The following is a 24,182-nucleotide window of genomic DNA, read 5'->3' as shown; positions in this document are numbered from 1 at the left end:
CCTTCCGGAATCGCTCCCATGACCGTGTCTTCCGTTTCCCCCCGTGAGCCGATGCGCTGGCGCGCCGTGCTGGTGCTGCCACTGCTGGTGCTCGGCTCCGCGGCGCTGTACTCGTTGCTGGCCACCGTGCTGGCCGGCGCGCTGTTCCCCGCGCAGGCCAACGGCAGCCTGCGCACCCACGATGGCCGCGTGGTCGGCTCGGCGCTGGTGGCGCAGCCGTTCGCCGCTGCCGGTTACTTCCAGCCGCGTCCGTCCGGCGCCAAGTACGACCCGATGTCGGCGGCCGGCAGCAACCAGGCGCGCAGCAACCCCGACCTGCGCAAGCGCCTGGACGACACCCGCCAGGCGGTCGCCGCGCGCGAAGGCATCGACCCGGCGCAGGTACCGGACGATCTGGTCACCCAGTCCGGCAGCGGCATGGACCCGGACATCAGCGTCGATGCGGCGCACATTCAAGTGGCGCGCGTCGCCGCCGCGCGCGGCCTGCCGCCGCAGACCGTCGCCGCCCTGGTCGCCGCACAGACCCAGCCGCGCCAGTTCGGCGTGCTTGGCGAGCCGCGGGTGAACGTGCTGGCCCTGAATTTGGCCCTGGACGCCGCAGGGAATGGGGAAACGGGAATCGGGAATGGGCAAAAGCAGTAGAGCGCATGGCCTGACGCTGTACGCTTCGCGAATCCCCAATTTCGAATCCCCAATCCCGGCCCTTCGATGCCCGACCCCCGCACCCAACAGGCCGACGCCCTGATCGGCGAACTGCAGCGCGAGCGCGGCGGGCGACTGACCGTGTTCCTCGGCGCGGCGCCAGGGGTCGGCAAGACCTACGCGATGCTGTCGCGCGCGCGGCAGTTGCAGCAGCAGGGCAGCAACCTGGTGGTCGGCGTGGTCGAGACCCACGGCCGCGCCGAGACCGCGGCACTGCTGGAGGGCCTCACCGTGCAGCCGCGGCGGCGCCTGGAGTACCGCGGCCGCACCCTCGACGAGATGGACCTGGATGCGCTGTTGGCGCTGCGCCCACCGCTGGTGCTGGTGGACGAGCTGGCCCATCGCAACGCGCCCGGCAGCCGCCACGAGCGGCGCTGGCAGGACGTGCAGGAATTGCTCGACGCCGGCATCGATGTCTACAGCACGGTCAACATCCAGCACCTGGAGAGCCTCAACGACGTGGTCCACCGCATCACCGGCGTGCGCGTGAGCGAGACCGTGCCCGATGCGATCTTCGACCGCCTGCGCGACATCGTGCTGGTCGACCTGCCGCCGCGCGAACTGATCGAGCGCCTGCAGCAGGGCAAGGTCTACCTGCCCGAGCAGGCCGGGCAGGCGCTGCAGGCGTTCTTCTCGCCGTCGAACCTGGCCGCGCTGCGCGAACTGGCGATGCAGACCGCCGCCGACCGCGTCGACAACGATCTGCGCGATGTGCAGGCCGCGCAGGGCCGCACCAGCGTGGCGCTGCGGCGCACGGTGATGGTGGCGATCGACGGGCGCGGCCAGTCCGACTATCTGGTGCGCGTGGCACGGCGTTTGGCCGAGCGCCGCGGCGCGCCGTGGACCGTGGTCACCGTGCAGACCCAGGCGCAGCCCGACGCCGACTGGCAACTGGAGATCGACCGCGCCTTCGCGCTGGCGCGTCGGCTCGGCGGCGACGCCGCGCTCCTGCACGGCGCCAACGTCGCCGATACCTTGCTCGACCATGCCGCGCGCAGTGGTGTGTCCACGCTGGTGCTGGGGCGCACCCGCGAGCGTCCGCTGGCGCGGATGATCAACCGCACCCTGACCCAGCAACTGCTGCAACGCGGCGCGCACTACGAGTTGGTGATCATCAGTTCGCCGGAAGCGCGCGCCCGCGCGCGGCGGCGCTGGCGCAGTCCGGGGCATTGGCTGTCGCGCGACGACCTGGTGTTCGCCACGCTGGCCTCCGTCCTGGCGGTGGTGGTGGCCTGGGTCGCCGAACGTTGGGTCGGTATCGACGACCTGTCGATGGTGTTCATCGTCGCGGTGGTGATGGTGGCGTCGAAGACACGAATGGCCGCGGCGGTACTGGCGGCGCTGCTGAGCTTCTTCAGCTACAACTTCTTCTTCATCGAGCCGCGCTTCACCTTCCAGATCGGCGCGCGCCAGGGCGTGGTCACGGTGCTGCTGTTCCTGGTCGCCGCGCTGGTCGCCGGGCGCCTGGCCTCGCGCCTGCGCATGCAGGTGCTGGCGCTGCGTGCGGTCAATGCGCAGACCACCGCACTGCAGCGGCTGGGCCGCGAACTGACCAGCGCCGCCGACCTCGGCCAGGTGCTGGAGGCCGGGCGCCGCGCGCTCGCCGGTACGCTCGACGCCGAGGCCTGGTTGCGCCTGCAGCCGCTGGAGCGCGCCCATGACGGCGCCGACGACTACGCGCCGACGATGGCCGCGGTGGACCGCAGCGCCGCCGACTGGGCGCAGCGCCACGGCCAGGCCACCGGTCGCTTCACCGATACGCTGGCCGGCGCGAGCTGGTGGTTCCTGCCGGTGCGCCACGAGCGCGGCACCATCGGCGTGGTCGGGCTGCGCTTCGGCGCCGGCGTGCAGCGCCCTGGCCTGGAGCAGCAGCGCCTGGCCGAGGCGATGGTCGAGGACATCGGCCAGGCCGCGCTGCGCACGCGCCTGGTCGCCGACCTGGAGAGTGCGCGGGTCAGCGGCGAGACCGAGCGGCTGCGCTCGGCCCTGCTGTCCTCGGTCTCGCACGACCTGCGCTCGCCGCTGGCGGCGATGATCGGCGCGGCCAGCAGTCTGTCCAGTTACGGCCAGGCGATGGACGCGGACGATCGCCGCAGCCTGCTCGAGACGATCCAACTGGAAGGCGAGCGCCTGGACCGCTACATCCAGAACCTGCTGGACATGACCCGGCTCGGCCACACCGGGCTGACCTTGAACCGCGACTGGATCGGCGTGGACGAACTGATCGGCTCGGCCGCGCGGCGCCTGCAGCGCTACCAGCCGCAGGTGCGCCTGGACATCGCCCTGGCCGCGGACCTGCCGACGCTGTGGGTGCACCCGGCACTGGTCGAGCAGGCGATCTTCAACGTACTGGAGAACGCGGCCAAGTTCTCGCCGGCGGACGCGGCGATCCGCGTCGTCGCGGGCATGGTCGACGGCCGCCTGCGCATCGACATCAGCGACCGCGGCCCGGGCATTCCCGAGGACGAGCGCGCGCGCATCTTCGATATGTTCTACAGCGTCGAGCGCGGCGACCGCGGCCGCCACGGCACCGGCCTGGGCCTGACCATCTGCCAGGGCATGATCGGCGCGCACGGCGGCAGCGTCGAGGCGCTGCCCGGCCCCGATGGTCGTGGCACCACGATCCGCATTACCCTGCCGCTCATCGAACCCGCCGCACCGCCGTCCCGCCCCGATGCCGACTGAGTCCCACGCCGATCCGATTCCGCCGCCGCGCGTGCTGGTCATCGACGACGAGCCGCAGATCCGCCGTTTCCTCGACATCAGCCTGCGCGCGCAGGGCTACCGCGTGCTGCAGGCGGATACCGGCGCCGCCGGCCTGGCGCAACTGGCCGCGCACGGCGCCGAACTGGTGGTGCTGGACATCGGCCTGCCCGACCAGGACGGGCACAGCGTGCTGCGCGAACTGCGGCAATGGTCGTCGGTGCCGGTGATCATGCTGACCGTGCGTGCCGGCGAGGACGAGAAGGTGCAGGCGCTGGACGCCGGCGCCAACGACTACGTGACCAAACCGTTCGGTGTGCAGGAACTGATGGCGCGCATCCGCGTGCTGCTGCGCATGCAGCCGGTGGCCGGCGAGGCCGAGCCGGTGTTCGACGACGGCCGCCTGCACATCCACCTGGGCCTGCGCGAAGTGCGCCTGGACGGCGAAGCGCTGCCGCTCAGCCGCAAGGAGTACGCATTATTGGCGCTGCTGCTGCGACACAGCGGCCGCGTGGTGACGCAGCCACAACTGCTGCGCGAACTGTGGGGTCCCACCCACCAGGACGACACGCATTACCTGCGCATCCTGGTCGGCAAGCTACGGCAGAAACTCGGCGACAGCGCCGTGGCCCCGCGCTACATCGCCACCGAGCCGGGCGTGGGGTTGCGCTTCATCGGCGTGCAGTGTCCGTCCGCGTGATGTGTCGCGTCGGCCTTGCCCGGTGTTCGTTGGAGCGGCTGCAGCCGCGACCCGGCGTTTTCGGTAAGGCCCGTCGCGACTGAAGTCGCTCCATAGGGCGTATCGCGACGGACACAGCCCGACAGCGACGGAAATCAGGATTAGGTCGACGTTGCAATGGATCCGCACGCGAAAGACGCTGTTACGAATCCCGAATCCCGAATCCCGAATCCCGAATCCCGAATCCCGAATCCCGAATCCCGCTCAAGCCTCCGGCAACACTTTCCCCGGATTGAGAATCCCATCCGGATCCAGTGCCCGCTTGATTGCGCGCATCGCGTCCAGGGTGGCGGCGTCGAAGGCCTGGTCCATGTAGTCGCGCTTGGCCACGCCGATGCCGTGTTCGCCGGACAGCGTGCCTTCCAGCGACAGCACCAGGGCGAACAGCCGCGGCAGGGCGGCCTGCGCGCGCGCAGTCTCGTCGGCATCGTCGGGCGCGTACATGATGTTGACGTGGAGGTTGCCGTTGCCGGCGTGGCCGAAGGCGACGATCGGCAGGTCGAACTCGGCGGCCAGCGCTTCCACACCGGCAACCAGCTCGGGGATGCGCGACACCGGTACCACCACGTCTTCGTTGATCTTGCCGGGCCGGATCGTGCGCAGCGCCGGCGACAGCGCGCGGCGCGCGGCCCACAGGCGGTCGCGTGCGCTGCCGTCGGCGGCCACGTCCAGGGCCAGCAGGCCGTCGCCCTCGGCCGCCGCGCCCAGCGCCTGCAGCGTGTAGGGCAGGGTGTCATGGTCGCCGTCGGCCTCGATCAGCAGCATCGCGCCGGCCTCGGGCACGTCGCTGCCGTTGCGGCGCAGCAGCGCGATCGCGCTGCGGTCCATGAATTCCAGCATGGTCGGCGTGCTCGGCTGCGCCATCAGCCGCGACACCGCCGCGGCGGCGCCGGCGGCGTCGCGGTACAGCGCGCGCAGGCCGGCCTGTGCCAGCGGCCGCGGCGACAGCTTCAGCGTCGCTTCCACGATCAGCGCCAGGGTGCCTTCGCTGCCGACCAGCAGGTGGGTCAGGTCGTAGCCGGTGGCGTCCTTGGTGTAGGCGCCGCCGCAGCGGATCAGCTCGCCGCTGCCGGTCACTGCGACCAGGCCAAGCACGTTGTCGCGGGTGGCGCCGTATTTCACCGCGCGCGGCCCGCCGGCATTGGTGGAGAGGTTGCCGCCGACGCTGCAGATCTCTGCGCTGGATGGGTCCGGCGGCCAGAACAGCCCGTGCGGCGCCAACGCTTGCTGCAGGTCGCCGTTGAGCACGCCGGGTTCGACCACCGCGCAGCGGTCGGCCGGGCGCAACTGCACGATGCGGTTCATGCGCGCGAACGACAGCACCACGCCGCCGCTGAACGGCACCGCGGCGCCGGCGGTGCCGGTGCCGGCGCCGCGCGCCACCAGCGGCACGCGGTGCGCGCGGCAGGCGCGCACGATCGCCTGCACCTGCTCGCGGGTCTGCGGCAGCGCCACCGCGTCGGCCAGCGCCCAGCGCCGCGAATCGTCCTCGCCGTAGCTGCGGCGGCTGTCGGGATCGGTGCGCCAGCCCTCGGCGCCGAGCAGGGCGGAAAGGGTGTCGGTGAGTGCGGCGGGGAGGGCTGTGGTCATGGCGAAGGCGGCGACGAAGGAGCGGAGGGCGAGGGTGGCTGCAGCAGTTTCCAGGTGAGCACCGCCAGCGCCAGCGGCAGCCACACCCAGCGCAGCTCGGACCACAGCGTGGCCACGCCGCGCGCGCTGAAGAAGCCGTTGGCGAACGGCGAGACCCGGATCGGCCGCCACGGCGCGAACCAGCGCTGCTCGCTCCACGGCCAGGCCAGGGCCACGCCGAGGCCGCCGGAGGTCATCGCATCGAGCAGCGGATGCGAGGCGGTGCAGACGAACATCCACGTGGCCGCCTGCAACGCGCCGGCGCGCAAGGGGCGGTGCAGCACTGCGCCGAGCATGCCCAGCACCGCGGCGAACAGCAGCGAGTGGCTGGCGCCACGATGGCCGAAGGCGTCGGCATAGGGGATGTGCAGGGCGAAGCCGAGCACGTCGGCGTCGGGCAGCATCGCCGCGACGATGCCGGCGCCGAGCAGGCGCGTGGAGATGCGCCCGCGGTCGGCGGCGGCCCACAGCGCCAGCGGCACCGCGGCGTGGGTGAAGATGCTGGGCATCTCAGCAATCCTCGGCGCGGAAGGCGTCCCGCAGCCAGGTCAGCCGCGGCGGATCGCCCTCGGCCTCGACCACGTCGAAACGGCACGGCCAGGTGGCGTACTGCGGATGCGCGGCCAGGAACAGTTGCGCCGCCAGCAGCAGGCGGCGGCGCTTGCGCAGGTCGACCGAGGCCGCGCCGCCGCCGAACGCGGTGCTGCGCCGGTAGCGCACTTCGACGAACACCAGGCTCTGCGCCTGCTGCATCACCAAGTCCAGCTCGCCGCCGCGGAAGGCGACGTTGGCGGCGATCAGGCGCAGGCCGGCGCGCTCCAGTTCGGCGCGCGCCGCCGCTTCCACCGCGTTGCCGCGTCGGCGCCGCTCAGTTTCCATCGGGCAGCGGGGTCGGGCGCCCGCCGCTGAAGGTGGACCAGGCCGGGGTGCGCACGATGTTGCCGAAGCCGTCCAGGTGCAGCACGCCGGTGGCGCCGCGCAGGCCGCTGTCCTTGCCGGTCGCCAGCTTCTCCAGGTACGCGGTGATCTGCCAGGCGTCGTAGCCGAAGGCGAACAGGCGCGCGGCCGGGCCGCGTGCGGTCGGCAGCATGTCGGCCACGCTGGTCGCCGCCGGCAGGCCGCCGACGCCACGCACGTTCCACAGTTCGCTCGGGTAGACGATGCCGTCCAGTACCAGGTCGTCCTCCGGCTTGCCGGTGCCCAGCACCAGCTGCGAGGTCGCCACCCGGGTCTTGCCGGCGAAACCGGCCAGCGCCAGCTGCGGCGCCAGCGCGCGGGCGGTGTTGCCCTTGACCGCCAGCAGCACCGAGTCCGCCGCGCCGGCGTTGCGCAGTTGCGCGCCGATGTCGCCCGGGGTGTCGGCCACGCTGACGCTGCCGGCGACCTTGCCGCCGCGCTCGCTGAAGCGGTCGCGGAACGCGGCCACCGCGCGGCGGCCGTTGTCGTCGTTGCTGCCGATCACCAGCGTGTTGTGGCGCTCGTGCGCCAGCAGGTACTCGGCGGCGGCGATGCCGTCGTCTTCCGGCGCAAGCGAGAAACCGGCGCTGCCGCCCGGCGGCGCGTGAGTGCCGCGGTTCAGCGCCAGCACCGGCACCGGCAGCGCGTCGCGCCCGAACAGTGCGGTGACCTCGTCGCGGCCGAGCGGGCCGACCACGAAATCGGCGCCGCCGTCGACCGCCTTCTGGTAGGCGGCCAGCGCGCCGGCCGGGGTGCCGGTGGTGTCGATGAAGTCGATCGCAGGACGGCGGCGGGTCTCGCCGTAGTAGCCGGCGAGCAGGCCATCGCGCACCGGCGCGGCCGCGGTGGCCAGGTTGCCGCTCAACGGCAGCAGCACCGCCAGCTTGGCCGGCGGGCGGTAGCCGTCGCGCTCGGCCGGCGGCCGCTTGCTGGTATCGAAGCCCCATTGCTCGCCGCGGTCGAACGGACGCGGCAGCGCCAGGCCGCGGCTCAGCAGTGCGCGGCCGACGAAGTTGTACAGCGGGTCGCCGGCCGGCAGCGCGGCGGCGCGCGCCTGCAGGATGGCGTCGTTGAGCGTTGCGAGCTGGCGCACGATGGCGCGCTGGTTGTCGCTGCGCGCCTGGCCGCTGAGGCCGTTGTCGGCGCGGGCACGCTCGTCCAGCGCGGCGGTGGCGTCGCCGGTGCCTTCCAGCGCCTGCGCGCGGGCCAGGTGCCAGCGCGCGCGCAGGTTCTGCGGCACCGCCTGTGGATCGCTGCCCAATGCCTGCAGGGCCTTGGCCGGCTGGCGGTCGGCCAGGGCCAGTTCGGCTTCCACCAGCGCCACCCGCACCTTGCTCAGCGGCGGCAACTGCCGCACCTGCACCTGTGCCAGCAGGCTGCGCGCGCGCGCGGCGTCGCCGGCCTCGTACCAGGCGAAGGCGGCGTCGCCCAGCAACTGGTTGCGCTCGCTGCCGGTGGCGCCGGCGGCCTGCGCCTCGAGCTGCTGCGCCGCGTCCCGCGGCTTGCCCTGGTCCAGCAGCGCCAGCGCCGCCGATTGGGCCGGCGAGGCGCTCGGCGTCACGCTGGAGGTGGCGCAGCCGGCGATGAGCAACGCCAGCAGCGACAGGGCGGAAATCCTTGCGAATCGCTTGTTCATTTCTGGTCCATTCGGCTGGGCACGCCGGGCGCGCCGGGGAAAACCGCTACGATTCTACCCTTGACCATGGAAAGCCGTAGATGAGCGCCCAGCCCGGAACCCTGCATGTCGTCGCCACGCCGATCGGCAACCTCGCCGACCTGACGCCGCGCGCCCAGGAGACGCTGCGCTCGGTGGCGGCGATCTGTGCCGAGGACACCCGCCGCAGCGGCCAGTTGCTGGCCCACTTCGGCATCGAGCGGCCGCTGCTGGCGCTGCACGAACACAACGAGGAGGCGTTGTCCCAGCGCATCGTCGCGCGCCTGCTGGAGGGCCAGTCGCTGGCCCTGGTCAGTGACGCCGGCACCCCGCTGGTCAGCGACCCCGGCTACCGCCTGGTGCGCGCGGCGCGCGCGGCCGGGGTGCGGGTCAGTCCGGTGCCCGGCGCCTGTGCGGTGATCGCCGCGCTCAGCGTGGCCGGCCTGCCCAGCGACCGTTTCGCCTTCGAGGGCTTCCTGCCGGCCAAGGCCTCGGCGCGCCGCGAGCGCCTGCTGCGTCTGGCCGGCGAGCCGCGCACCCTGGTGTTCTACGAAGCCTCGCACCGCATCGCCGAGTCCCTGGCCGACTGCCGCGCTGCTTTCGGGGATGCCCGCCCGGCGGTGCTGGCGCGCGAATTGACCAAGCTGTTCGAGACCGTGCTCGACGGGACCCTGGCCGACCTGCACGCCCGGGTCGAGGCCGACGACAACCAGCGCAAGGGCGAGTTCGTGCTGATGGTGCAGGGCGCCGGCGACGACGCCGACGCGCAACTGGCCGAGGGCCGCCGCGTCTACGCCAAGCTCAGCGAGCACCTGCCGCCGTCCACCGCCGCCAAGCTGGCCGCCGAACTGACCGGTGCTTCGCGCAAGGCCTTGTACGGCGGCTGACGTGGCAGTAGGCCGGGCGTTCGGCACCACCCGTGCCAGGCTGTAGGGGCGTTCCATTTCTGCTTCTTTGATGAAAGGGCACACCATGAGCACAGCAGTTGCGAAGGAGCAGGGCGCGTGTCTCTGCGGCGCCGTTCGGCTGCAGGCGACGTTTTCCGCCCGCGAAATGGGGGCGTGTCACTGTTCGATGTGCCGTCGCTGGTCCGGCGGCGTATTCCTCGCGGTGGAATGCCGCGACGTCGAGGTCGAGAACGCAGAGAACGTGGGCGTGTATGCCTCGTCCGAATGGGGGGAGCGGTGCTTCTGCAAGGTCTGCGGCAGTACGCTGATGTGGCGGTCCAAGGACGGGACGCACCACGCGCTGTCCGTTCACCTCTTCGAGGATCCTTCCGGCTTCGCGTTGACGTCGCAGATCTTCATCGACGAAAAGCCGGCCAGCTACTCGTTCGCCGAACCCACCAGGAACATGACCGGCCCCGAATTCGTCGCCATGGTGACTGGCGCAGCGCAATAGTGGCCCGTCTGGACAGGCCGGGCGGCTGTCCCCGGCCAGCGGTGGGCAGGGGGCGTAGAAAAAAGCGGCGGAGCCGGCCGATAAGCCGGGTTCTGTCGTGGACAGTCATTCTTCTAGGCGCACCGTCACCGGTACGCTCGAGCAACCTACCCGGACCCGACGCGGGCCGCGCCATGAGGTCCCTATTTGGTCTTGCTCCAGGTGGGGTTTGCCGTGCCGGTCCGTTACCGGACTCGCGGTGCGCTCTTACCGCACCATTTCACCCTTACCGGCCTGCTTGCGCAGACGTAGGCGGTATCTTTCTGTTGCACTAGTCCGTCGGCTCGCGCCGCCCAGGCGTTACCTGGCACCTTGCCCTATGGAGCCCGGACTTTCCTCGGCATCCCGCCGCACCGAAGTGCGAGGGGATGACGCGACTGTCTGGCCGACTCCGCCGCGCGCATTGTCGCATGTTAAGCCGGAGCCCGGGATTCGGGATTCGGGATTCGGGATTTTTCCGCGAGTGCAGGGCGGTTGCGATTGCATTGTGGGAGGGACTGAAGTCCCTCCCACGAAAATCGCCGCTTTTTGTATCAGGTCGCTGACAGCGATTTCGCGCCTCATCCCATGCTTCCCGAATCCCGAATCCCGAATCCCGAATCCCGGGTCACGAGTCCCGGTTCTCCAGCCGCGTCTCCCCCAGGAACACCCCATCCGGGCCGAACCGGCGCTCGTGGATCCAGCCGTGGCCGGCGGCGTCCACCGCGACGATGGTGCTGGCGCGGGTGCCGTAGTCGTGGCCGCGGATGAAGGCCGGCGACAGCCGCCGCTCCAGTTCCGGGCCGACCCCGGTGTCGGGCAGGTCGGCCGGGTCGGCCAGGGTCTCGTCGGCCAGCGCCCGCCACAGCGGCGCCAGGTCGTCGTTGCCGGCCGCGATCCAGGCGGTCACGGCAGTGCGCAGGCGCAGGGTCTTCGGCCAGGGCGCGTCCAGCGCGCCGTTGGACATGCCGTGCACGCCGGGCGCCAGGGCGCTGCGGCCAGGCGGGTGGTTGCCGACATAGGCGGCGCCGGCGGCATCGGCCAGCAGCAGGTTGAACGGCGGATAGGCGTCGGCGCGCGCCGCCAGTGCCTCGGCGAAGGCGGCGGCCGGCTGCGCGCCAGTCAGATAGTCGGCGATCAGGGCGCCGCGCGAAGCGCCGGACATCGACGCCAGCGGGTCGCGCACATTGGTGACCACGGCGCAGCGGCCGGCCTCGTCCAGCCCCACCCAGGTACCCCCGGAACGCAGGTCGCGCCCGGCCAGCAGGCGTTGCGCCGGGGCCGGCCAGCGCTGCAGCGGCGCGGTCGGGCGGGCGTGGAATTCGTCGCGGTTGCCGACCAGCAGCAAGCGCCATCGCGGGTGCGCAGCGTGCGCGAGAACGACCAGACACATGCGCCGCAGTGTGCGCGCTTGCGCAATCGGGTGCGAGTCCATGCGCCGTGTCGACGGCCGGTGACGATGGCCTTAACGCCCCGTACACAGGCCTGAATTTCCGTTCAATCTCAAAATTTGAGACGAAACAGTAACTTGTGGATAAGCCTTGAACAAGTCTCTAAAGATTGCTGCAAACCATTGATCCCGCTAGCGATTTGCCGCTCGCAAAGTTGTTGACAACCTGTTGCGCGCTGCTAAGGTGGGCACTTGAGGGGAAACCGGGTTTTTTGTGGTTTTTCGTGGTTCAATGACCGCCCAGGCGGATTCGGAAAGGTGCAGGCGTCGTGTTTCAGGGCGAGACCGCAATCACTGTGGACGACAAGGGGCGTATGGCGGTTCCCACCGCGTACCGCGACCTCGTCGCGCGCGTGAGCGGCAATCGGCTGGTGCTGACCTACAACCCGTTCGAGGCCGGCTGCCTGTGGCTGTATGCGGAGAAGGAGTGGGAGCGGGTCCGTGACGACGTCATGGCCAAGCCCAACACCCAGCGCGTGGTGCGGGTCCTGCAGCAGAAGCTGGTGGGTTCGTCGGCCGCGCTGGAGCTGGACGCCAACGCCCGCATCACCATTCCGCCGAGCCATCGCGCTGCGGTGGGCATTGAAAAGCGCGCCGTGCTGTTGGGCATGGGCGACAAGTTCGAACTGTGGAGCGAGCAGGCTCATCGCGCACTGATCCAGCAGACGTTGTCTGACGAGGATCTGGGCGATGGATTGCTCGATCTGAAGTTGTGAGTCGGGGTGTCCGGATGCGCGGACAGGCGCAGGCCGGTCACCTCCCGGTGTCGCAACCATCGGCGGCGCATGTGCCGGTGTTGTTCGCGCAGGTCCTGGACGGGCTGCAGGTGATCGAAAACGGAATCTATCTGGATGGCACGTTCGGGCGTGGCGGACACGCGCGCGGGGTGCTGCACAAACTCGGCCCAGGAGGCCGGCTGCTGGTGATGGACAAGGATCCCGAGGCGATCGCCGAAGCCGAACATGCGTTCGGCGGCGACGCGCGCGTGTCCATCTATCGCGGCAGCTTTGCCGAGCTGGGCCAGTGGGACGCCGCCACCGCCCTGGACGGGGTGCTGTTCGACCTGGGCGTGTCCTCGCCGCAGCTGGACGTGGCCGAACGCGGCTTCTCCTTCGGCAAGGACGGCCCGCTGGACATGCGCATGGACCCGGAGGCCGGCGAGAGCGCGGCGCAGTGGCTGGCGCGCGCCGAGGAGCGCGAGATCGCCGACGTGCTGTGGACCTACGGCGAAGAGCGGCAGAGCCGGCGCATCGCTCGCGCCATCGTCGCCCGCCGCGAGAAGCAGCCGCTGACCCGCACCGCCGAGCTGGCCGAATTGATCGCCAGCGTGATGCCGCGCGGCGACAGCAAGACCCACCCGGCCACGCGCAGCTTCCAGGCCATCCGCATCCATATCAACCGCGAGCTGGCCGATCTGGAGACCGGCCTGGACGCGGCGCTGGCCCGGCTCAAGCCCGGCGGCCGCCTGGCGGTGATCAGCTTCCACTCGCTGGAAGACCGCATCGTCAAGCAGTTCATGCAGCGCCACGCCAAGGCCCCGCCGAGCAACCGCCGCCTGCCCGAGGCCACCACGTTCGTGCCGACCCTGCGCCTGCATGGCGGCGCGATCAAGGCCGACGCCGACGAACTGGCGGTGAACCCGCGCGCGCGCAGCGCGGTGCTGCGGGTGGCTGAGAAGCTGGGATTGGGGATTCGGGATTCGGGATTCGACGAGCGCTCCTCCCCAATCTCCAATCCCCACTCCCCAATCCCGGCGTCTCCGCACGGAGACGCCCCATGAGCCGGCTCCTGCTGATCGTCCTGCTCGCCTGCACCATCGCCTCGGCGATCGGGGTGGTGTACATGCGCCATCGCCATCGCCAGTTGTTCGTGGAGCTGTCGCGGCTGGAGCACAACCGCGACGAGCTGAACATCGAGTTCGGGCGGCTGCAGCTGGAGCAGGCGACCTGGGCCGAGAGCAATCGCGTCGACCAGGTCGCGCGCGAGCGGTTGGGGATGAAGTTCCCCGAGACCGGCGACATCGTGGTGGTGCGCCCGTGAGCAAGAGCGGACGTAACCGCACCCGCAGCAACTTCAACCTGCGTGGCCGCCTGGTGCTGGTCGGCGCGGCGCTGGGCTTGTGCTCGGTGACCCTGATCGGCCGTGCGGCCTACGTGCAGCTGATCAACAGCGACTTCTACCAGCGCCAGGGCGAGGCGCGCTATCTGCGCGAACTGCCGATCGCCACCTCGCGCGGCATGATCACCGACCGCAACGGCGAGCCGCTGGCGGTGTCCACGCCGGTGGAGTCGATCTGGGTCAATCCGCAGGAACTGCTGCGCAGCCCGGACCGCATCCCGCAGCTGGCGCAGGCGCTGGAGCTGCCGGTCGACGAGCTGACCGCCAAGCTGTCGCAGAAGGCGGACAAGGAGTTCATGTACCTCAAGCGCCGGATCAACCCGGACAAGGCGCATGCGGTGGTCGCGCTGGGCATCCCCGGCGTGTTCTCGCAGCGCGAATTCCGCCGCTTCTACCCGCAGGGCGAAGCGATGGCGCACGTGCTGGGCTTCACCAACATCGACGACCGCGGCCAGGAAGGGCTGGAGCTGGCATTCGATTCCTGGCTGCGCGGCAAGCCGGGCGCCAAGCGGGTGATCCGCGACCGCAAGGGCGCGATCGTGGAGAGCATCGACCTGGTCAAGCCGGCGCAGCCGGGCAAGGACCTGACCCTGAGCATCGATCGCCGCATCCAGTTCCTGGCCTACAAGGAACTGCGCAACGCGCTGGTCGAGAACAAGGCCGCCGGCGGCTCGATCGTGATCATGGACGTGGCCACCGGCGAGATCCTGGCCATGGTCAACCTGCCGACCTACAACCCCAATGCGGTCAACGGGGTCAACCCGGACGTGCGCCGCAACCGCGCGGTCACCGACCTGGTCGAGCCGGGCTCGACGATGAAGCCGCTGACCATCTCCACCGCGCTCAAGGCCGGGGTGGTGACCAAGGACACGCTGATCGACACCAACCCCGGCTACATGGCCGTGGGCCGCTTCACCATCAAGGACGTGCCGCGCAACAACGGCGTGCTGACCGTGACCGGGGTGATCACCCGCAGCTCCAACATCGGCGCGGCCAAGATCGCGGCCAAGCTGCCGGACCAGACCTTCTACGACCAGGTCCACAGCTACGGCTACGGCAGCTCCCCGCACAGCGGCTTCCCCGGCGAATCGGCCGGCGTGTTCCCGTCGCCGGCGCGTTGGAGCGGCTCGTCCAAGACCACCATGTCCTACGGCTACGGCCTGTCGGTGACGCCGCTGCAGATCGCCCGCGCCTATTGCGCGCTGGGCAACGGCGGGCGCCTGGTGACCCCGACCTTCGTCAAGGGCCAGCACGAGGACAGCAAGCAGGTGCTGGATCCGGCGATCGCCAAGGAAGTGGTGGCGATGATGGAGACCGTGGTCACCCAGGGCGGCGCCAAGGGCGCGGCGATCCTGGGCTACCACGTCGCCGGCAAGACCGGCACCGCGCGCAAGGCCGGCCCCGGCGGCTACGAGCGCGGCCACTACAACGCGCTGTTCGCGGGCCTGGTGCCGGCGAGCAACCCGCGTTTCGCCACGGTCATCGTGATCAACGACCCGCAGGGTGCCAAGTACTACGGCGGCCTGGTCTCGGCGCCGGTGTTCCACAACGTGATGGAAGGCGCGCTGCGGCTGATGGACGTGCCGCCGGACGACATCCAGTCGTGGCTGGCCGCGCAGGCCGCCGGCAAGAGCGGCCACGCGCCGCCGCCGGCGCCGGTTGAACCGGATCCGGCGACCGTGCCCGACGCCGCCGCCGAGGTCGATGCCGCGCTGCCCAGCGCGCGCGCGGTGGCGCCGCCGGCGCCGGCCGCGTTGCCGGCGCCGCTGCAGGAGACCCGCCAGTGACCCGCGCGATGTCGCTGTCGCAACTGTTGCCGGGTGTGGCTTTACCGCACGACGTGCAGGTGTCCGGGCTGGTGATGGACAGCCGCGCGGTGCGCCCGGGCGATGCCTTCGTGGCGATCGCCGGGTTCGGCGCGCACGGCCTGGGCTTCGTCGAACAGGCGCGCGCCAACGGCGCCGTCGCGGTGCTGTACGACCCGCCGGCCCCGGCCGAGCTGCGGGCGCCGGCCGACGCGATCGCGGTGCCGGGCCTACGCGCGCGCATGGGCGCGATGGCCGATCAGTTCCATGGCCATCCGTCGCAGACCATGACCATGGTCGGCGTCACCGGCACCAACGGCAAGACCTCCACCGTGCAACTGCTGGCGCAGGCCTGGCATCTGCTGGGCACCCGCAGCGGCAGCATCGGCACGCTCGGCGCCGGCCTGTACGGACAGGTGCAGCCGACCGGTTTCACCACGCCGCTGGTGCTGCCGCTGCACGCGCTGCTGGCGCAGCTGCGCGACGCCGGCGCGCAGGCGGTGGCGATGGAAGTCAGCTCGCACGCGCTCGACCAGGGCCGCGTGGACGCGGTGCATTTCGACGTGGCGGTGTTCACCAATCTCACCCGCGACCATCTCGACTACCACGGCGACATGGCGGGCTACGGCGCGGCCAAGGCGCGCCTGTTCGCCACGCCGGGGCTGAAGTCGGCGGTGATCAACCTGGACGATGCGTTCGGCCGCGCGTTGCTGGAAAAACTGGATCCGGCGCTGCGCCGCATCGCGGTCAGCTCGCGCGGCCAGGACGGTGCCGAGGTGCGCGCAGAGGCGCTGCGCCTGGACGCGCGCGGCATCGGCTTCACCCTGGCGATCGGCGAAGAGCGGCATCCGCTGCAGTCGCCGTTGCTGGGCCGCTTCAATGTCGACAACCTGCTGGCCGTGGCCGGCGCGCTGCACGCGCTGGACGTGGCGCCGGTGCGCATCGCCGCCACCCTGGCGCAGTTGCAGCCGATCCGCGGGCGCATGAACCGGCTGGGCGGCGATGGCGCGCAGCCGCTGGTGGTGGTCGACTACGCGCACACCCCCGACGCGCTGGAACAGGCGTTGCAGAGCCTGCGCGCGCACGTGCAGGGCCGCATCACCTGCGTGTTCGGTTGCGGCGGCGAGCGCGATACCGGCAAGCGCCCGCAGATGGCGGCGATCGCGCAGCGCCTGGCCGAGCGCGTGGTGGTCACCGACGACAACCCGCGTGGCGAGGACGGCGACCGCATCGTCGCCGACATCCTGGCCGGCTTCGACGGCATGCAGGCGGTGCAGGTGCAGCGCGACCGTGCGCAGGCGATCGCCATGGCGGTCGCCGACGCCGGCGCCGAGGACATCGTGCTGATCGCCGGCAAGGGCCACGAGCCCTACCAGGAGATCGCCGGCGTGCGCCATCCGTTCGACGACACCGAGGTCGCCGCGCAGGCCCTGCGCGCGCATGCGACGGAGGCGGCCCGATGAAGCGCCTGCCGTTGTCGATGATCGCGCACTGGGCCGGCGCCGAACTGCATGGCGACGACGTGGCGATCGATGCGATCAGCCACGACACCCGCAGCCTGGCTGCCGGCAGCCTGTACGTGGCGCTGCGCGGCGAGCGTTTCGACGGCCACGCCTTCGCCGCCGACGCCGCCGCGCTCGGCGCCAGCGCGCTGCTGGTGGAGCGCGTGCAGCCGCAGATCGAACTGCCGCAGATCGTCGCCGCCGATACCCAACTGGCGCTGGCGCGGATCGCCGCCGGCATGCAGCGCGGCCGCGCCACCCGGGTGGCCGCGATCACCGGCAGCAACGGCAAGACCAGCGTCAAGGCGCTGCTGCTGGCGATCCTGCAGCACGCCTGCCGCATCGACGGCGGCAGCGTCTATGCCAACCCCGGCAACCGCAACAACGAGATCGGCCTGCCGCTGGCGGTGATCGAGGCGCCGGACGACGCCGACTACGCGATCTACGAGATGGGCGCCGGCAAGCCGGGCGACATCGCCTACCTCGCCGACATCGCGCCGCCGCAGGTGTCGCTGGTCAACAACATCGCCGCCGCGCACCTCGAGCGCATGGGCAGCCTGCTCGGCGTGGCGCAGACCAAGGGCGCGATCTACACCGCGCTGCGGGCCGACGGCACCGCGGTGGTCAATGCCGACGACGCGTTCGGCCTGTGGTTCGAGCAGCGCCTGCCGATGGGCGAGGCGCGGCCGCAGGTGCTGCGCTTCGGCCTGCAGCCGGGCGCCGAGGTCGGTGCCGCGCAGATCCGCATGGCCGCCGACCGCACCCAGTTCGTGCTGACCACCCCGCGCGGCGACGTCGAGGCGACGCTGCCGCTGCCGGGCCGGCACAACCTGCAGAACGCGCTGGCCGCCGCCGCGTTGGCGCTGGCGCTGGACGTGGCGCCGGCGCGCATCGCCGCCGGCCTGGCGCAGGTGCAGCCGGTGCCGGGTCGGCAGATCACCCACACGCTGCCCAATGGCGCGGTGTTGATCGACGACAGCTACAACGCCAACCCCGGCTCGCTGGCCGCGGCGATCGACGCCCTGGCCGCGGCCGGCGGCGAGCGTTGGCTGGTGCTGGGCGACATGCGCGAACTCGGCGCCGGCGCCGAGGCGCTGCATGCCAGTGGCGGGCGCCGCGCGCGCGATGCCGGGCTGACCCGGCTGTACGCGCTCGGCCCGCTCAGCGCCCACGCCGCACAGGCGTTCGGCGAGAACGGCCGTGTGTTCGACAGCCATGCGGCGCTGATCGAAGCGCTGCAGCGCGATCTGGCGGCCGTGGCCGGGACCCGGGAACAGCAGGATCAAGAGCAGGAAGTGAAGCACATGCATGAGAACACCGGCGCGCCGTCCGTTGGCGCGCCTTCGCGGGACCTGGGACCCGGGTCCCGGGTCCCGGCCACGCTCCTCGTCAAGGGCTCGCGCGGCAGCGCCATGGATACCGTCGTGCGCGCGCTGCTGAACCAGGCACAGGAGGCGCCGCATGCTGCTTGAACTCGCCCGCTGGCTGCAGCAGCTCGAAAGCATGTTCGGGCTGTTCGGCTATCTGACCTTCCGCGGCATCCTCGCGGCGCTGACCTCGCTGTTCCTGTCGCTGTGGCTGGGCCCGGCGGTGATCCGCAAGCTGGCGCAGTTCAAGGGCGGCCAGCCGATCCGCCAGGACGGCCCGCAGACCCATTTCTCCAAGGCCGGCACCCCGACCATGGGCGGCTCGCTGATCCTGCTCACCGTGCTGCTGTCGGTGCTGCTGTGGGGCGACCTGCGCAACCGCTACGTGTGGCTGGTGCTGGCGGTGATGCTGGCGTTCGGCGTGATCGGCTGGTACGACGACTGGATCAAGATCGTGCGCCGCGACCCGAACGGCCTGAAGTCGCGCTGGAAGTACCTGCTGCAGTCGATCTTCGGCCTGGCCGCCGGCCTGTTCCTGTACTACACCGCCGACGTGCCGGCGGCGATCACCTTCTACATCCCGATGTTCAAGTCGATCGCGCTGCCGCTGGCCGGGATCAGCTTCGTCGCCATCGCCTACTTCTGGATCGTCGGCTTCTCCAACGCGGTCAACCTGACCGACGGCCTGGACGGCCTGGCGATCATGCCGACGGTGCTGGTGGCCTGCGCGCTGGGCGTGTTCGCCTACGCCTCGGGCAACGCGGTGTTCTCCGCCTACCTGAAGATCCCGACCATTCCCGGTGCCGGCGAGTTGATCATCATCTGCGCGGCGATCGCCGGAGCGGGCCTGGGCTTCTTGTGGTTCAACACCTACCCGGCGATGGTGTTCATGGGCGACATCGGCGCGCTGGCGCTGGGCGCGGTGCTGGGCACCATCGCGGTGATCGTGCGCCAGGAACTGGTGCTGGTGATCATGGGCGGCGTGTTCGTCATCGAGACCCTGTCGGTGATGATCCAGGTCGCCTCATTCAAGCTCACCGGCAAGCGCGTGTTCCGCATGGCCCCGATCCACCACCACTTCGAACTGAAGGGTTGGCCGGAGCCGCGGGTGATCGTGCGCTTCTGGATCATTTCGGTGGTGCTGGTGCTGGTCGGCCTCGCCACGTTGAAGGTACGCTGATGAACGACACCGCCCGCCAAGCGACCCGCCTGGAGGCCATCGGTGGCCGCTACGACCCGTGGCTGCTCGGCGCCGCGGTGGCGCTGGCGTCGCTGGGCGTGGTCATGGTCGGCTCCAGCTCGATCGAGCTGACCACCAGCCCGTTCTATTACCTGAGCCGCCACCTGCTGTTCCTGGCCGGCGGCGTCGGCCTGGCGATCTGGGCGATGCGCACCGAGCTGAAGAACATCGAGCAGTACAACCAGTTGCTGCTGCTGGCCTGCTTCGGCCTGCTGCTGGTGGTGTTCGTGCCCGGCCTGGGCAGCACCGTCAACGGTGCGCGGCGCTGGATCAACCTGGGCATCTCGCGCTTCCAGACCGTGGAAGCGGTGAAGGTGTTGTACATCGTGTGGCTGTCCAGCTACCTGGTGCGCTTCCGCGACGAGGTCAACGCGACCTGGCCGGCGATGCTCAAGCCGCTGGGCGTGGCGGTGGCGCTGGTCGGCCTGCTGCTGCTGCAGCCGGACTTCGGCTCGTCCACGCTGCTGCTGGCGATCACCGCCGGCATGCTGGTGCTGGGCGGGGTGAACCTGCCGCGCATGTCGATGCCGATCGTGATCGGCCTGCCGGTGTTCGCCTTCATCGCGATCCTCGAGCCGTACCGCCTGCGCCGCATCACCTCCTTCCTCGATCCCTGGGCCGACCAGCTCGGCTCCGGCTACCAGCTGTCCAACGCGCTGATGGCGGTGGGCCGCGGCGAACTGTTCGGGGTCGGCCTGGGCGGCTCGGTGCAGAAGCTCAACTACCTGCCGGAAGCGCACACCGACTTCATCTTCTCGGTGATCGCCGAGGAGCTGGGTTTCGTCGGCGTGTGCCTGATCATCTCGCTGTACGCGCTGCTGGTCGGCCGTGCGTTCTGGCTGGGCATGCGCTGCGTGGAGATGAAGCGCCACTTCTCCGGCTACATCGCCTTCGGCATCGGTCTGTGGATCAGCCTGCAGAGCTTCGTCTCGGTCGGCGTGAACCTGGGCATCCTGCCGACCAAGGGCCTGACCCTGCCGCTGATCTCCGCCGGCGGTTCCAGCGTGCTGATGACCTGCGTGGCGATGGGCCTGCTGCTGCGCGTGTCCTACGAACTCAACCGCGCCGAGCGCCAGGTGGCGCTGGTGCGCAGCGATGCGGCGATGCCGGTCAAGCAGACCGTCGACAACGCCGAGGACCTGCACGCCGCGCGCGAGGCCAGCGCCAGCGCGGTCGCCGCGGCGATCCAGGGCGGCGCCCCGGGGCGCGGTACCAGCCGCATGCAGCCGCGCGTCGAACCCACCTTCGGGAGGCTGGGATGAGCGCGGTGCAGGGCGATCGTCCGGTAATGATCCTCGCCGGCGGCACCGGCGGGCACATCTTCCCCGCGCTGGCCGTGGCCAAGGTGCTGCGCGCGCGCGGCGTGCCGGTGGTGTGGCTGGGCGCGGCCGGGCGCATGGAAACGCGGCTGGTGCCGGAACACGGCATCGAGCTGGACACCATCGAGATCGGCGGCCTGCGCGGCAAGGGCGCGCTGGCCCTGTTCGGCGCGCCGGTGCGGGTGATGCGCGCCGTGCGCGCTGCCGGCTTCGTACTGCGCCGGCGTGCGCCGCGCGCGGTGATCAGTTTCGGCGGTTTCGCTGCCGGTCCCGGCGGCCTGGCCGCGCGGCTGCTCAAGCTGCCGCTGCTGGTGCACGAACAGAACCGCGCGCCGGGCCTGACCAACAAGGTGCTGGCGCGGGTCGCACGGCGCGTGCTGACCGGCTTCCCCGGCAGCTTCGCCACCCGCGAGGAAGCGGTAGGCAACCCGGTGCGCGCCGAGATCGCCGCGCTGGCGCCGCCGGCGCAGCGCCTGGCCGGTCGCCACGGCGCGCCGCGGCTGCTGGTGCTGGGCGGCAGCCAGGGCGCACGCGTGCTCAACCAGGCGCTGCCGCAGGCGTTGGCCGCGCTCGGCGTGGCCGTCGAGGTGCGCCACCAGTGCGGCGAAGCGCTGCGCGAGGAAGCCGCGCGCGCCTATGCCGAGGCCGGCGTGGCCGCCAGCGTCGAAGCCTTCATCGGCGACATGGCCTACGCCTACGCCTGGGCCGACCTGGTGGTGTGTCGCGCCGGCGCCTCGACCCTGGCCGAACTATGCGCGGTCGGCATCGGCAGCGTGCTGGTGCCGTTCGCCGCCGCCGTCGACGACCACCAGACCCGCAACGCCGAATACCTGGTCGAGCGCGGCGCCGCCGTGCTGCTGAAACAGGACGATGCCCTGGCCGGCCACCTGCAGCGCGTGCTGCGCGACCTGCTGGCACAGCCCGCACAGCGCCTGGCCATGGCCGAGGCCGCACGCCAGCTGGCCAAGCCGGATGCGGCCGAACGCATCGCGGACATCGTGTTGGAAGAAGCCGGGAGTCGGGATTCGGGATTGGGGATTGGTAAAAAGCAGGAGCACAAGCAGGACACCATGCAGACACCCGTACAACGTGCGGCGCTGCGGCCATCGGCCGCCGGCGACGCGAATCTCCAATCCCCAATGCCGAATCCCGGCACCTCCACCGGAGGTGCCCAATGATCCGCCGTCTCCACGACACCGGCGATCTGGTCCGCGCGTTCCCGCGCGTGCACTTCGTCGGCATCGGCGGCACCGGCATGAGCGGCATCGCCGAGGTCATGCTGACCCTGGGCTATGAGGTCTCCGGTTCGGACAACGCCGACAACGCGGCCACCCGGCGCCTGGTCAAGCTCGGCGCGCGGGTGATGCGCGGGCACTCGGCCGCCAACGTGCTCGGCACCGACTGCGTGGTGGTGTCCAGTGCGATCCGCGAAGACAACCCGGAACTGATGGAAGCGCGCAGCCAGCGCATTCCGATCATGCCGCGCGCGGCGATGCTGGCCGAGCTGATGCGCTTCCGCCGCGGCATCGCGGTGGCCGGCACCCACGGCAAGACCACCACCACGAGCCTGGCCGCGGCGGTGCTCAGCGAAGGCGGGCTGGACCCGACCTTCGTGATCGGCGGGCAACTGCTCGCCGCCGGCGCCAACGCCAAGCTCGGCGGCGGCCAGTGGCTGGTGGCCGAGGCCGACGAGAGCGACGGCAGCTTCCTGCGCCTGAACCCGCTGATCTCGGTCATCACCAACATCGATGCCGACCACCTGGAGAACTACGGCAACGACTTCGCCCGGGTCCAGGCCGCGTTCGCCGAGTTCCTGCAGCGCCTGCCGTTCTACGGCCTGGCGGTGCTGTGCATCGACGATCCGGAAGTGGCCGCGCTGGCGGGGAAGACCCCGCGCCACGTGATGAGCTACGGCCTCAGCGAGAACGCCGACGTGCGCGCCGAGGACGTGGTCCAGGACGGCCCGCGCATGCGCTTCACCCTGCGCCTGCCGGAAGGCAGCAGCATCCCGGTGACCCTGGCGCTGCCGGGCCGCCACAACGTGCTCAACGCGCTCGCCGCCGCCGCCATCGGCTGGCAGCTGGGCGTGGCGCCGGAGGCGATCGCCAGCGCGCTGCAGAGCTTCGCCGGCATCGGCCGCCGCTTCAACGACCTGGGCGAAGTGACCACCGCCGCCGGCGCGCGCGTGCGCCTGGTCGACGACTACGGCCATCATCCGCGCGAGCTGGCCGCGGTGTTCGCTGCCGCGCGTGGCGGCTGGCCGGACAAGCGCCTGGTGGTCGCGTTCCAGCCGCATCGCTACAGCCGCACCCGCGACCAGTTCGATGCCTTCGCTGCGGTTCTGTCGGAAGTGGACGCGCTGGTGCTCAGCGAGGTCTACCCCGCCGGCGAGGCACCGATCCCGGGCGCAGACGCGCGCTCGCTCGCCCGTGCGATCCGCGCACGTGGCCGCAGCGAACCGGTGGTGGTCGGCCAGGTCGGCGAACTCGACAGCGTGCTGCCGGACGTGCTGCAGGACGGCGACCTGCTGCTGATGATGGGCGCGGGCGACATCGGCTACGTCGCCCAGCACATCGCCCAGCACGGCTTCGCCGGCGGAGCGGACGCATGAGCGCGCAGACCCTGCCGCCGCCGCGCGTCACCGACCCGGCCGCGTTCGGCCGCGTCGCCGTGCTGCTTGGCGGCAGCTCCAGCGAGCGCGAGGTGTCGCTGAACTCGGGCGCCAACGTGCTTGAGGCGCTGCGCAGCCGCGGCGTCGACGCGCAGCCGGTGGACGGCATTCCCGCCTTGCTGGAGCGCATCCGCTCCGGCGAGGTCGACCGCGTATTCAACATCCTGCACGGCGGCGACGGCGAGAACGGCGTGCTGCAGGGTCTGCTGCGCGCGTTGCAGGTGCCGTTCACTGGCCCCGACGTGCTCGGCAGCGCGCTGACCCTGGACAAGATCCGCACCAAGCAGGTGTGGATCGCCGCCGGCCTGCCGACTCCGGGCTTCGCCCGCATCGACGCCCAGGCCGACCTGGCCGCGGCGGCCGCCGCGCTGGGCTATCCGCTGTTCGTCAAGCCGGCCTGCGAGGGGTCCAGCGTCGGCGTGTTCCGCGTGCTGTCCGAGGCCGACCTGGCGCCGGTGCGCGCCTTCGCTGCCGACTACCGCGGCGAACTGCTGATGGAGCAGATGGTGCAGGGCGAGGAATACACCGTCGGCATCCTCGGCGACGTCGCGCTGCCGTCGATCCGCATCGTGCCCGCGGGCGACTGGTACGACTACCACGCCAAGTACATCGCCGAGGACACCCAATACCTGTGCCCAGGCATGGAGGGTGAGGACGAGACCCGGATCCGCCAGCTCGCGCTGCAGGCCTTCGCCGCGGCCGGCTGCAGCGGCTGGGGCCGCGTGGACGTGATGCGCGACCGCGTGCGCGGCCTGCAGCTGATCGAGGTCAACACCGCCCCGGGCATGACCAGCCATTCGCTGGTACCCAAGGCCGCGGCGCAGCTGGGCGTGGATTTCGCCGGCCTGTGCTGGCGCATCCTGGAGCAGACGCTGTGAAGCCGGGATTGGGGATTCGGGATTGGGGA

At 71.0% G+C, this 24,182-nt stretch carries 21 protein-coding genes and 1 other RNA gene; 16 read left to right on the top strand and 6 right to left on the bottom strand.

The features are described 5' to 3' along the window. The first annotated feature begins 51 nt into the window (after window positions 1–51). The 3 genes from kdpC to GGR64_RS05720 all read left to right on the top strand — a co-directional run bounded on the left by kdpC (window position 52) and on the right by GGR64_RS05720 (window position 4,105). Window positions 52–642 carry a potassium-transporting ATPase subunit KdpC gene (gene kdpC, locus GGR64_RS05730; RefSeq protein WP_260302956.1) on the top strand — a complete coding sequence of 197 codons (591 nt, stop codon included), beginning with the start codon at window positions 52–54 and terminating at the stop codon, window positions 640–642. A 66-nt stretch (window positions 643–708) separates the two neighbouring features. Beyond that, the gene (locus tag GGR64_RS05725) at window positions 709–3,387 is read left to right on the top strand and encodes a sensor histidine kinase KdpD (protein WP_184644503.1); all 2,679 of its coding nucleotides are present in this window, start codon (window positions 709–711) and stop codon (window positions 3,385–3,387) included. After that, entirely contained in the window at window positions 3,377–4,105 is a 729-nt protein-coding gene (locus tag GGR64_RS05720; protein WP_184448382.1) for a response regulator, read from the top strand. The genes GGR64_RS05725 and GGR64_RS05720 overlap by 11 nt, the downstream gene beginning before the upstream one ends. A 243-nt stretch (window positions 4,106–4,348) precedes the next feature. Here the strand turns inward: GGR64_RS05720 and GGR64_RS05715 are convergent, their stop codons facing one another. From GGR64_RS05715 to GGR64_RS05700, 4 genes are read right to left on the bottom strand one after another with little or no spacing between them, the layout of a single operon-like run. Continuing rightward, complete coding sequence (locus tag GGR64_RS05715) at window positions 4,349–5,734, bottom strand: FAD-linked oxidase C-terminal domain-containing protein (RefSeq protein ID WP_184644501.1); 1,386 nt, start codon at window positions 5,732–5,734, stop codon at window positions 4,349–4,351. Further along, the gene (locus tag GGR64_RS05710) at window positions 5,731–6,282 is read right to left on the bottom strand and encodes a metal-dependent hydrolase (RefSeq protein ID WP_184644499.1); all 552 of its coding nucleotides are present in this window, start codon (window positions 6,280–6,282) and stop codon (window positions 5,731–5,733) included. Before GGR64_RS05710 ends, GGR64_RS05715 begins: the two co-directional genes overlap by 4 nt. Before the next feature lies 1 nt (window position 6,283). Next, on the bottom strand, window positions 6,284–6,652 hold the full coding sequence (locus tag GGR64_RS05705) for a YraN family protein (protein WP_160966603.1): 369 nt from the start codon (window positions 6,650–6,652) through the stop codon (window positions 6,284–6,286). Then, complete coding sequence (locus GGR64_RS05700; protein ID WP_184644497.1) at window positions 6,642–8,366, bottom strand: penicillin-binding protein activator; 1,725 nt, start codon at window positions 8,364–8,366, stop codon at window positions 6,642–6,644. The genes GGR64_RS05705 and GGR64_RS05700 overlap by 11 nt, the downstream gene beginning before the upstream one ends. Window positions 8,367–8,446: 80 nt before the next feature. Between GGR64_RS05700 and rsmI the strand changes: the two genes are divergently transcribed. Both rsmI and GGR64_RS05690 read left to right on the top strand, forming a co-directional pair. Further along, on the top strand, window positions 8,447–9,271 hold the full coding sequence (gene rsmI / locus GGR64_RS05695) for a 16S rRNA (cytidine(1402)-2'-O)-methyltransferase (protein ID WP_160966607.1): 825 nt from the start codon (window positions 8,447–8,449) through the stop codon (window positions 9,269–9,271). Between the two features lie 85 nt (window positions 9,272–9,356). Beyond that, window positions 9,357–9,785, top strand: a complete 429-nt coding sequence (locus tag GGR64_RS05690) for a GFA family protein (protein ID WP_160966609.1) — start codon at window positions 9,357–9,359, stop codon at window positions 9,783–9,785. A gap of 65 nt (window positions 9,786–9,850) precedes the next feature. Here GGR64_RS05690 and rnpB read toward each other — a convergent pair. Together rnpB and GGR64_RS05680 are read right to left on the bottom strand one after the other, a co-directional pair. After that, window positions 9,851–10,217, bottom strand: an RNA gene (gene rnpB / locus GGR64_RS05685) — RNase P RNA component class A. Between the two features lie 214 nt (window positions 10,218–10,431). Next, the gene (locus GGR64_RS05680; protein WP_184644496.1) at window positions 10,432–11,196 is read right to left on the bottom strand and encodes an NRDE family protein; all 765 of its coding nucleotides are present in this window, start codon (window positions 11,194–11,196) and stop codon (window positions 10,432–10,434) included. A 371-nt stretch (window positions 11,197–11,567) separates the two neighbouring features. On the opposite strand from GGR64_RS05680, the gene GGR64_RS05675 reads away from it, so the two are divergent. The 11 genes from GGR64_RS05675 to GGR64_RS05625 are packed head-to-tail and all read left to right on the top strand — an operon-like array spanning window position 11,568 to window position 24,153. Further along, window positions 11,568–11,969, top strand: a complete 402-nt coding sequence (locus GGR64_RS05675; protein WP_010344444.1) for a division/cell wall cluster transcriptional repressor MraZ — start codon at window positions 11,568–11,570, stop codon at window positions 11,967–11,969. Window positions 11,970–11,983: 14 nt separating this feature from the next. Further along, a complete protein-coding gene (rsmH, locus tag GGR64_RS05670; protein ID WP_184644494.1) occupies window positions 11,984–13,033 on the top strand; it encodes a 16S rRNA (cytosine(1402)-N(4))-methyltransferase RsmH in 1,050 nt (349 codons plus the stop codon). Further along, complete coding sequence (ftsL, locus tag GGR64_RS05665) at window positions 13,030–13,293, top strand: cell division protein FtsL (RefSeq protein ID WP_009576670.1); 264 nt, start codon at window positions 13,030–13,032, stop codon at window positions 13,291–13,293. Before rsmH ends, ftsL begins: the two co-directional genes overlap by 4 nt. After that, entirely contained in the window at window positions 13,290–15,158 is a 1,869-nt protein-coding gene (locus GGR64_RS05660; protein WP_184448376.1) for a penicillin-binding transpeptidase domain-containing protein, read from the top strand. The genes ftsL and GGR64_RS05660 overlap by 4 nt, the downstream gene beginning before the upstream one ends. After that, entirely contained in the window at window positions 15,155–16,639 is a 1,485-nt protein-coding gene (locus GGR64_RS05655; protein WP_184644492.1) for a UDP-N-acetylmuramoyl-L-alanyl-D-glutamate--2,6-diaminopimelate ligase, read from the top strand. The genes GGR64_RS05660 and GGR64_RS05655 overlap by 4 nt, the downstream gene beginning before the upstream one ends. After that, window positions 16,636–18,150, top strand: a complete 1,515-nt coding sequence (gene murF / locus GGR64_RS05650) for a UDP-N-acetylmuramoyl-tripeptide--D-alanyl-D-alanine ligase (RefSeq protein ID WP_184644490.1) — start codon at window positions 16,636–16,638, stop codon at window positions 18,148–18,150. The genes GGR64_RS05655 and murF overlap by 4 nt, the downstream gene beginning before the upstream one ends. Then, window positions 18,140–19,225: a phospho-N-acetylmuramoyl-pentapeptide-transferase gene (gene mraY, locus GGR64_RS05645; protein WP_010344435.1), complete on the top strand. Its 1,086-nt coding sequence runs from the start codon at window positions 18,140–18,142 to the stop codon at window positions 19,223–19,225. Before murF ends, mraY begins: the two co-directional genes overlap by 11 nt. Next, window positions 19,225–20,547: a putative lipid II flippase FtsW gene (gene ftsW / locus GGR64_RS05640; RefSeq protein ID WP_167087284.1), complete on the top strand. Its 1,323-nt coding sequence runs from the start codon at window positions 19,225–19,227 to the stop codon at window positions 20,545–20,547. The genes mraY and ftsW overlap by 1 nt, the downstream gene beginning before the upstream one ends. After that, window positions 20,544–21,782: an undecaprenyldiphospho-muramoylpentapeptide beta-N-acetylglucosaminyltransferase gene (murG, locus tag GGR64_RS05635; RefSeq protein ID WP_184644488.1), complete on the top strand. Its 1,239-nt coding sequence runs from the start codon at window positions 20,544–20,546 to the stop codon at window positions 21,780–21,782. Before ftsW ends, murG begins: the two co-directional genes overlap by 4 nt. Further along, complete coding sequence (gene murC, locus GGR64_RS05630) at window positions 21,779–23,215, top strand: UDP-N-acetylmuramate--L-alanine ligase (protein WP_184644486.1); 1,437 nt, start codon at window positions 21,779–21,781, stop codon at window positions 23,213–23,215. Before murG ends, murC begins: the two co-directional genes overlap by 4 nt. After that, complete coding sequence (locus GGR64_RS05625) at window positions 23,212–24,153, top strand: D-alanine--D-alanine ligase (RefSeq protein ID WP_184644484.1); 942 nt, start codon at window positions 23,212–23,214, stop codon at window positions 24,151–24,153. The genes murC and GGR64_RS05625 overlap by 4 nt, the downstream gene beginning before the upstream one ends. Window positions 24,154–24,182: the final 29 nt, after the last annotated feature.

It is taken from the genome of Xanthomonas sp. 3307 (assembly GCF_014199735.1).
GTDB lineage: Bacteria > Pseudomonadota > Gammaproteobacteria > Xanthomonadales > Xanthomonadaceae > Xanthomonas_A > Xanthomonas_A rydalmerensis.
The sequence above is the reverse complement of the archived record's forward strand: the minus strand, read 5'-3'. Positions and strand labels throughout refer to the sequence as shown.

What these genes read in the sequence shown, in the direction of transcription:
- kdpC (WP_260302956.1), top strand. Translation starts at nt 52, where the DNA reads ATGCGCTGGCGCGCCGTGCTGGTGCTGCCACTGCTGGTGCTCGGCTCC.
- GGR64_RS05725 (WP_184644503.1), top strand. Translation starts at nt 709, where the DNA reads ATGCCCGACCCCCGCACCCAACAGGCCGACGCCCTGATCGGCGAACTG.
- GGR64_RS05720 (WP_184448382.1), top strand. Translation starts at nt 3,377, where the DNA reads ATGCCGACTGAGTCCCACGCCGATCCGATTCCGCCGCCGCGCGTGCTG.
- GGR64_RS05715 (WP_184644501.1), bottom strand. Translation starts at nt 5,734, where the DNA reads ATGACCACAGCCCTCCCCGCCGCACTCACCGACACCCTTTCCGCCCTG.
- GGR64_RS05710 (WP_184644499.1), bottom strand. Translation starts at nt 6,282, where the DNA reads ATGCCCAGCATCTTCACCCACGCCGCGGTGCCGCTGGCGCTGTGGGCC.
- GGR64_RS05705 (WP_160966603.1), bottom strand. Translation starts at nt 6,652, where the DNA reads ATGGAAACTGAGCGGCGCCGACGCGGCAACGCGGTGGAAGCGGCGGCG.
- GGR64_RS05700 (WP_184644497.1), bottom strand. Translation starts at nt 8,366, where the DNA reads ATGAACAAGCGATTCGCAAGGATTTCCGCCCTGTCGCTGCTGGCGTTG.
- rsmI (WP_160966607.1), top strand. Translation starts at nt 8,447, where the DNA reads ATGAGCGCCCAGCCCGGAACCCTGCATGTCGTCGCCACGCCGATCGGC.
- GGR64_RS05690 (WP_160966609.1), top strand. Translation starts at nt 9,357, where the DNA reads ATGAGCACAGCAGTTGCGAAGGAGCAGGGCGCGTGTCTCTGCGGCGCC.
- GGR64_RS05680 (WP_184644496.1), bottom strand. Translation starts at nt 11,196, where the DNA reads ATGTGTCTGGTCGTTCTCGCGCACGCTGCGCACCCGCGATGGCGCTTG.
- GGR64_RS05675 (WP_010344444.1), top strand. Translation starts at nt 11,568, where the DNA reads ATGGCGGTTCCCACCGCGTACCGCGACCTCGTCGCGCGCGTGAGCGGC.
- rsmH (WP_184644494.1), top strand. Translation starts at nt 11,984, where the DNA reads ATGCGCGGACAGGCGCAGGCCGGTCACCTCCCGGTGTCGCAACCATCG.
- ftsL (WP_009576670.1), top strand. Translation starts at nt 13,030, where the DNA reads ATGAGCCGGCTCCTGCTGATCGTCCTGCTCGCCTGCACCATCGCCTCG.
- murF (WP_184644490.1), top strand. Translation starts at nt 16,636, where the DNA reads ATGAAGCGCCTGCCGTTGTCGATGATCGCGCACTGGGCCGGCGCCGAA.
- mraY (WP_010344435.1), top strand. Translation starts at nt 18,140, where the DNA reads ATGCTGCTTGAACTCGCCCGCTGGCTGCAGCAGCTCGAAAGCATGTTC.
- ftsW (WP_167087284.1), top strand. Translation starts at nt 19,225, where the DNA reads ATGAACGACACCGCCCGCCAAGCGACCCGCCTGGAGGCCATCGGTGGC.
- murG (WP_184644488.1), top strand. Translation starts at nt 20,544, where the DNA reads ATGAGCGCGGTGCAGGGCGATCGTCCGGTAATGATCCTCGCCGGCGGC.
- murC (WP_184644486.1), top strand. Translation starts at nt 21,779, where the DNA reads ATGATCCGCCGTCTCCACGACACCGGCGATCTGGTCCGCGCGTTCCCG.
- GGR64_RS05625 (WP_184644484.1), top strand. Translation starts at nt 23,212, where the DNA reads ATGAGCGCGCAGACCCTGCCGCCGCCGCGCGTCACCGACCCGGCCGCG.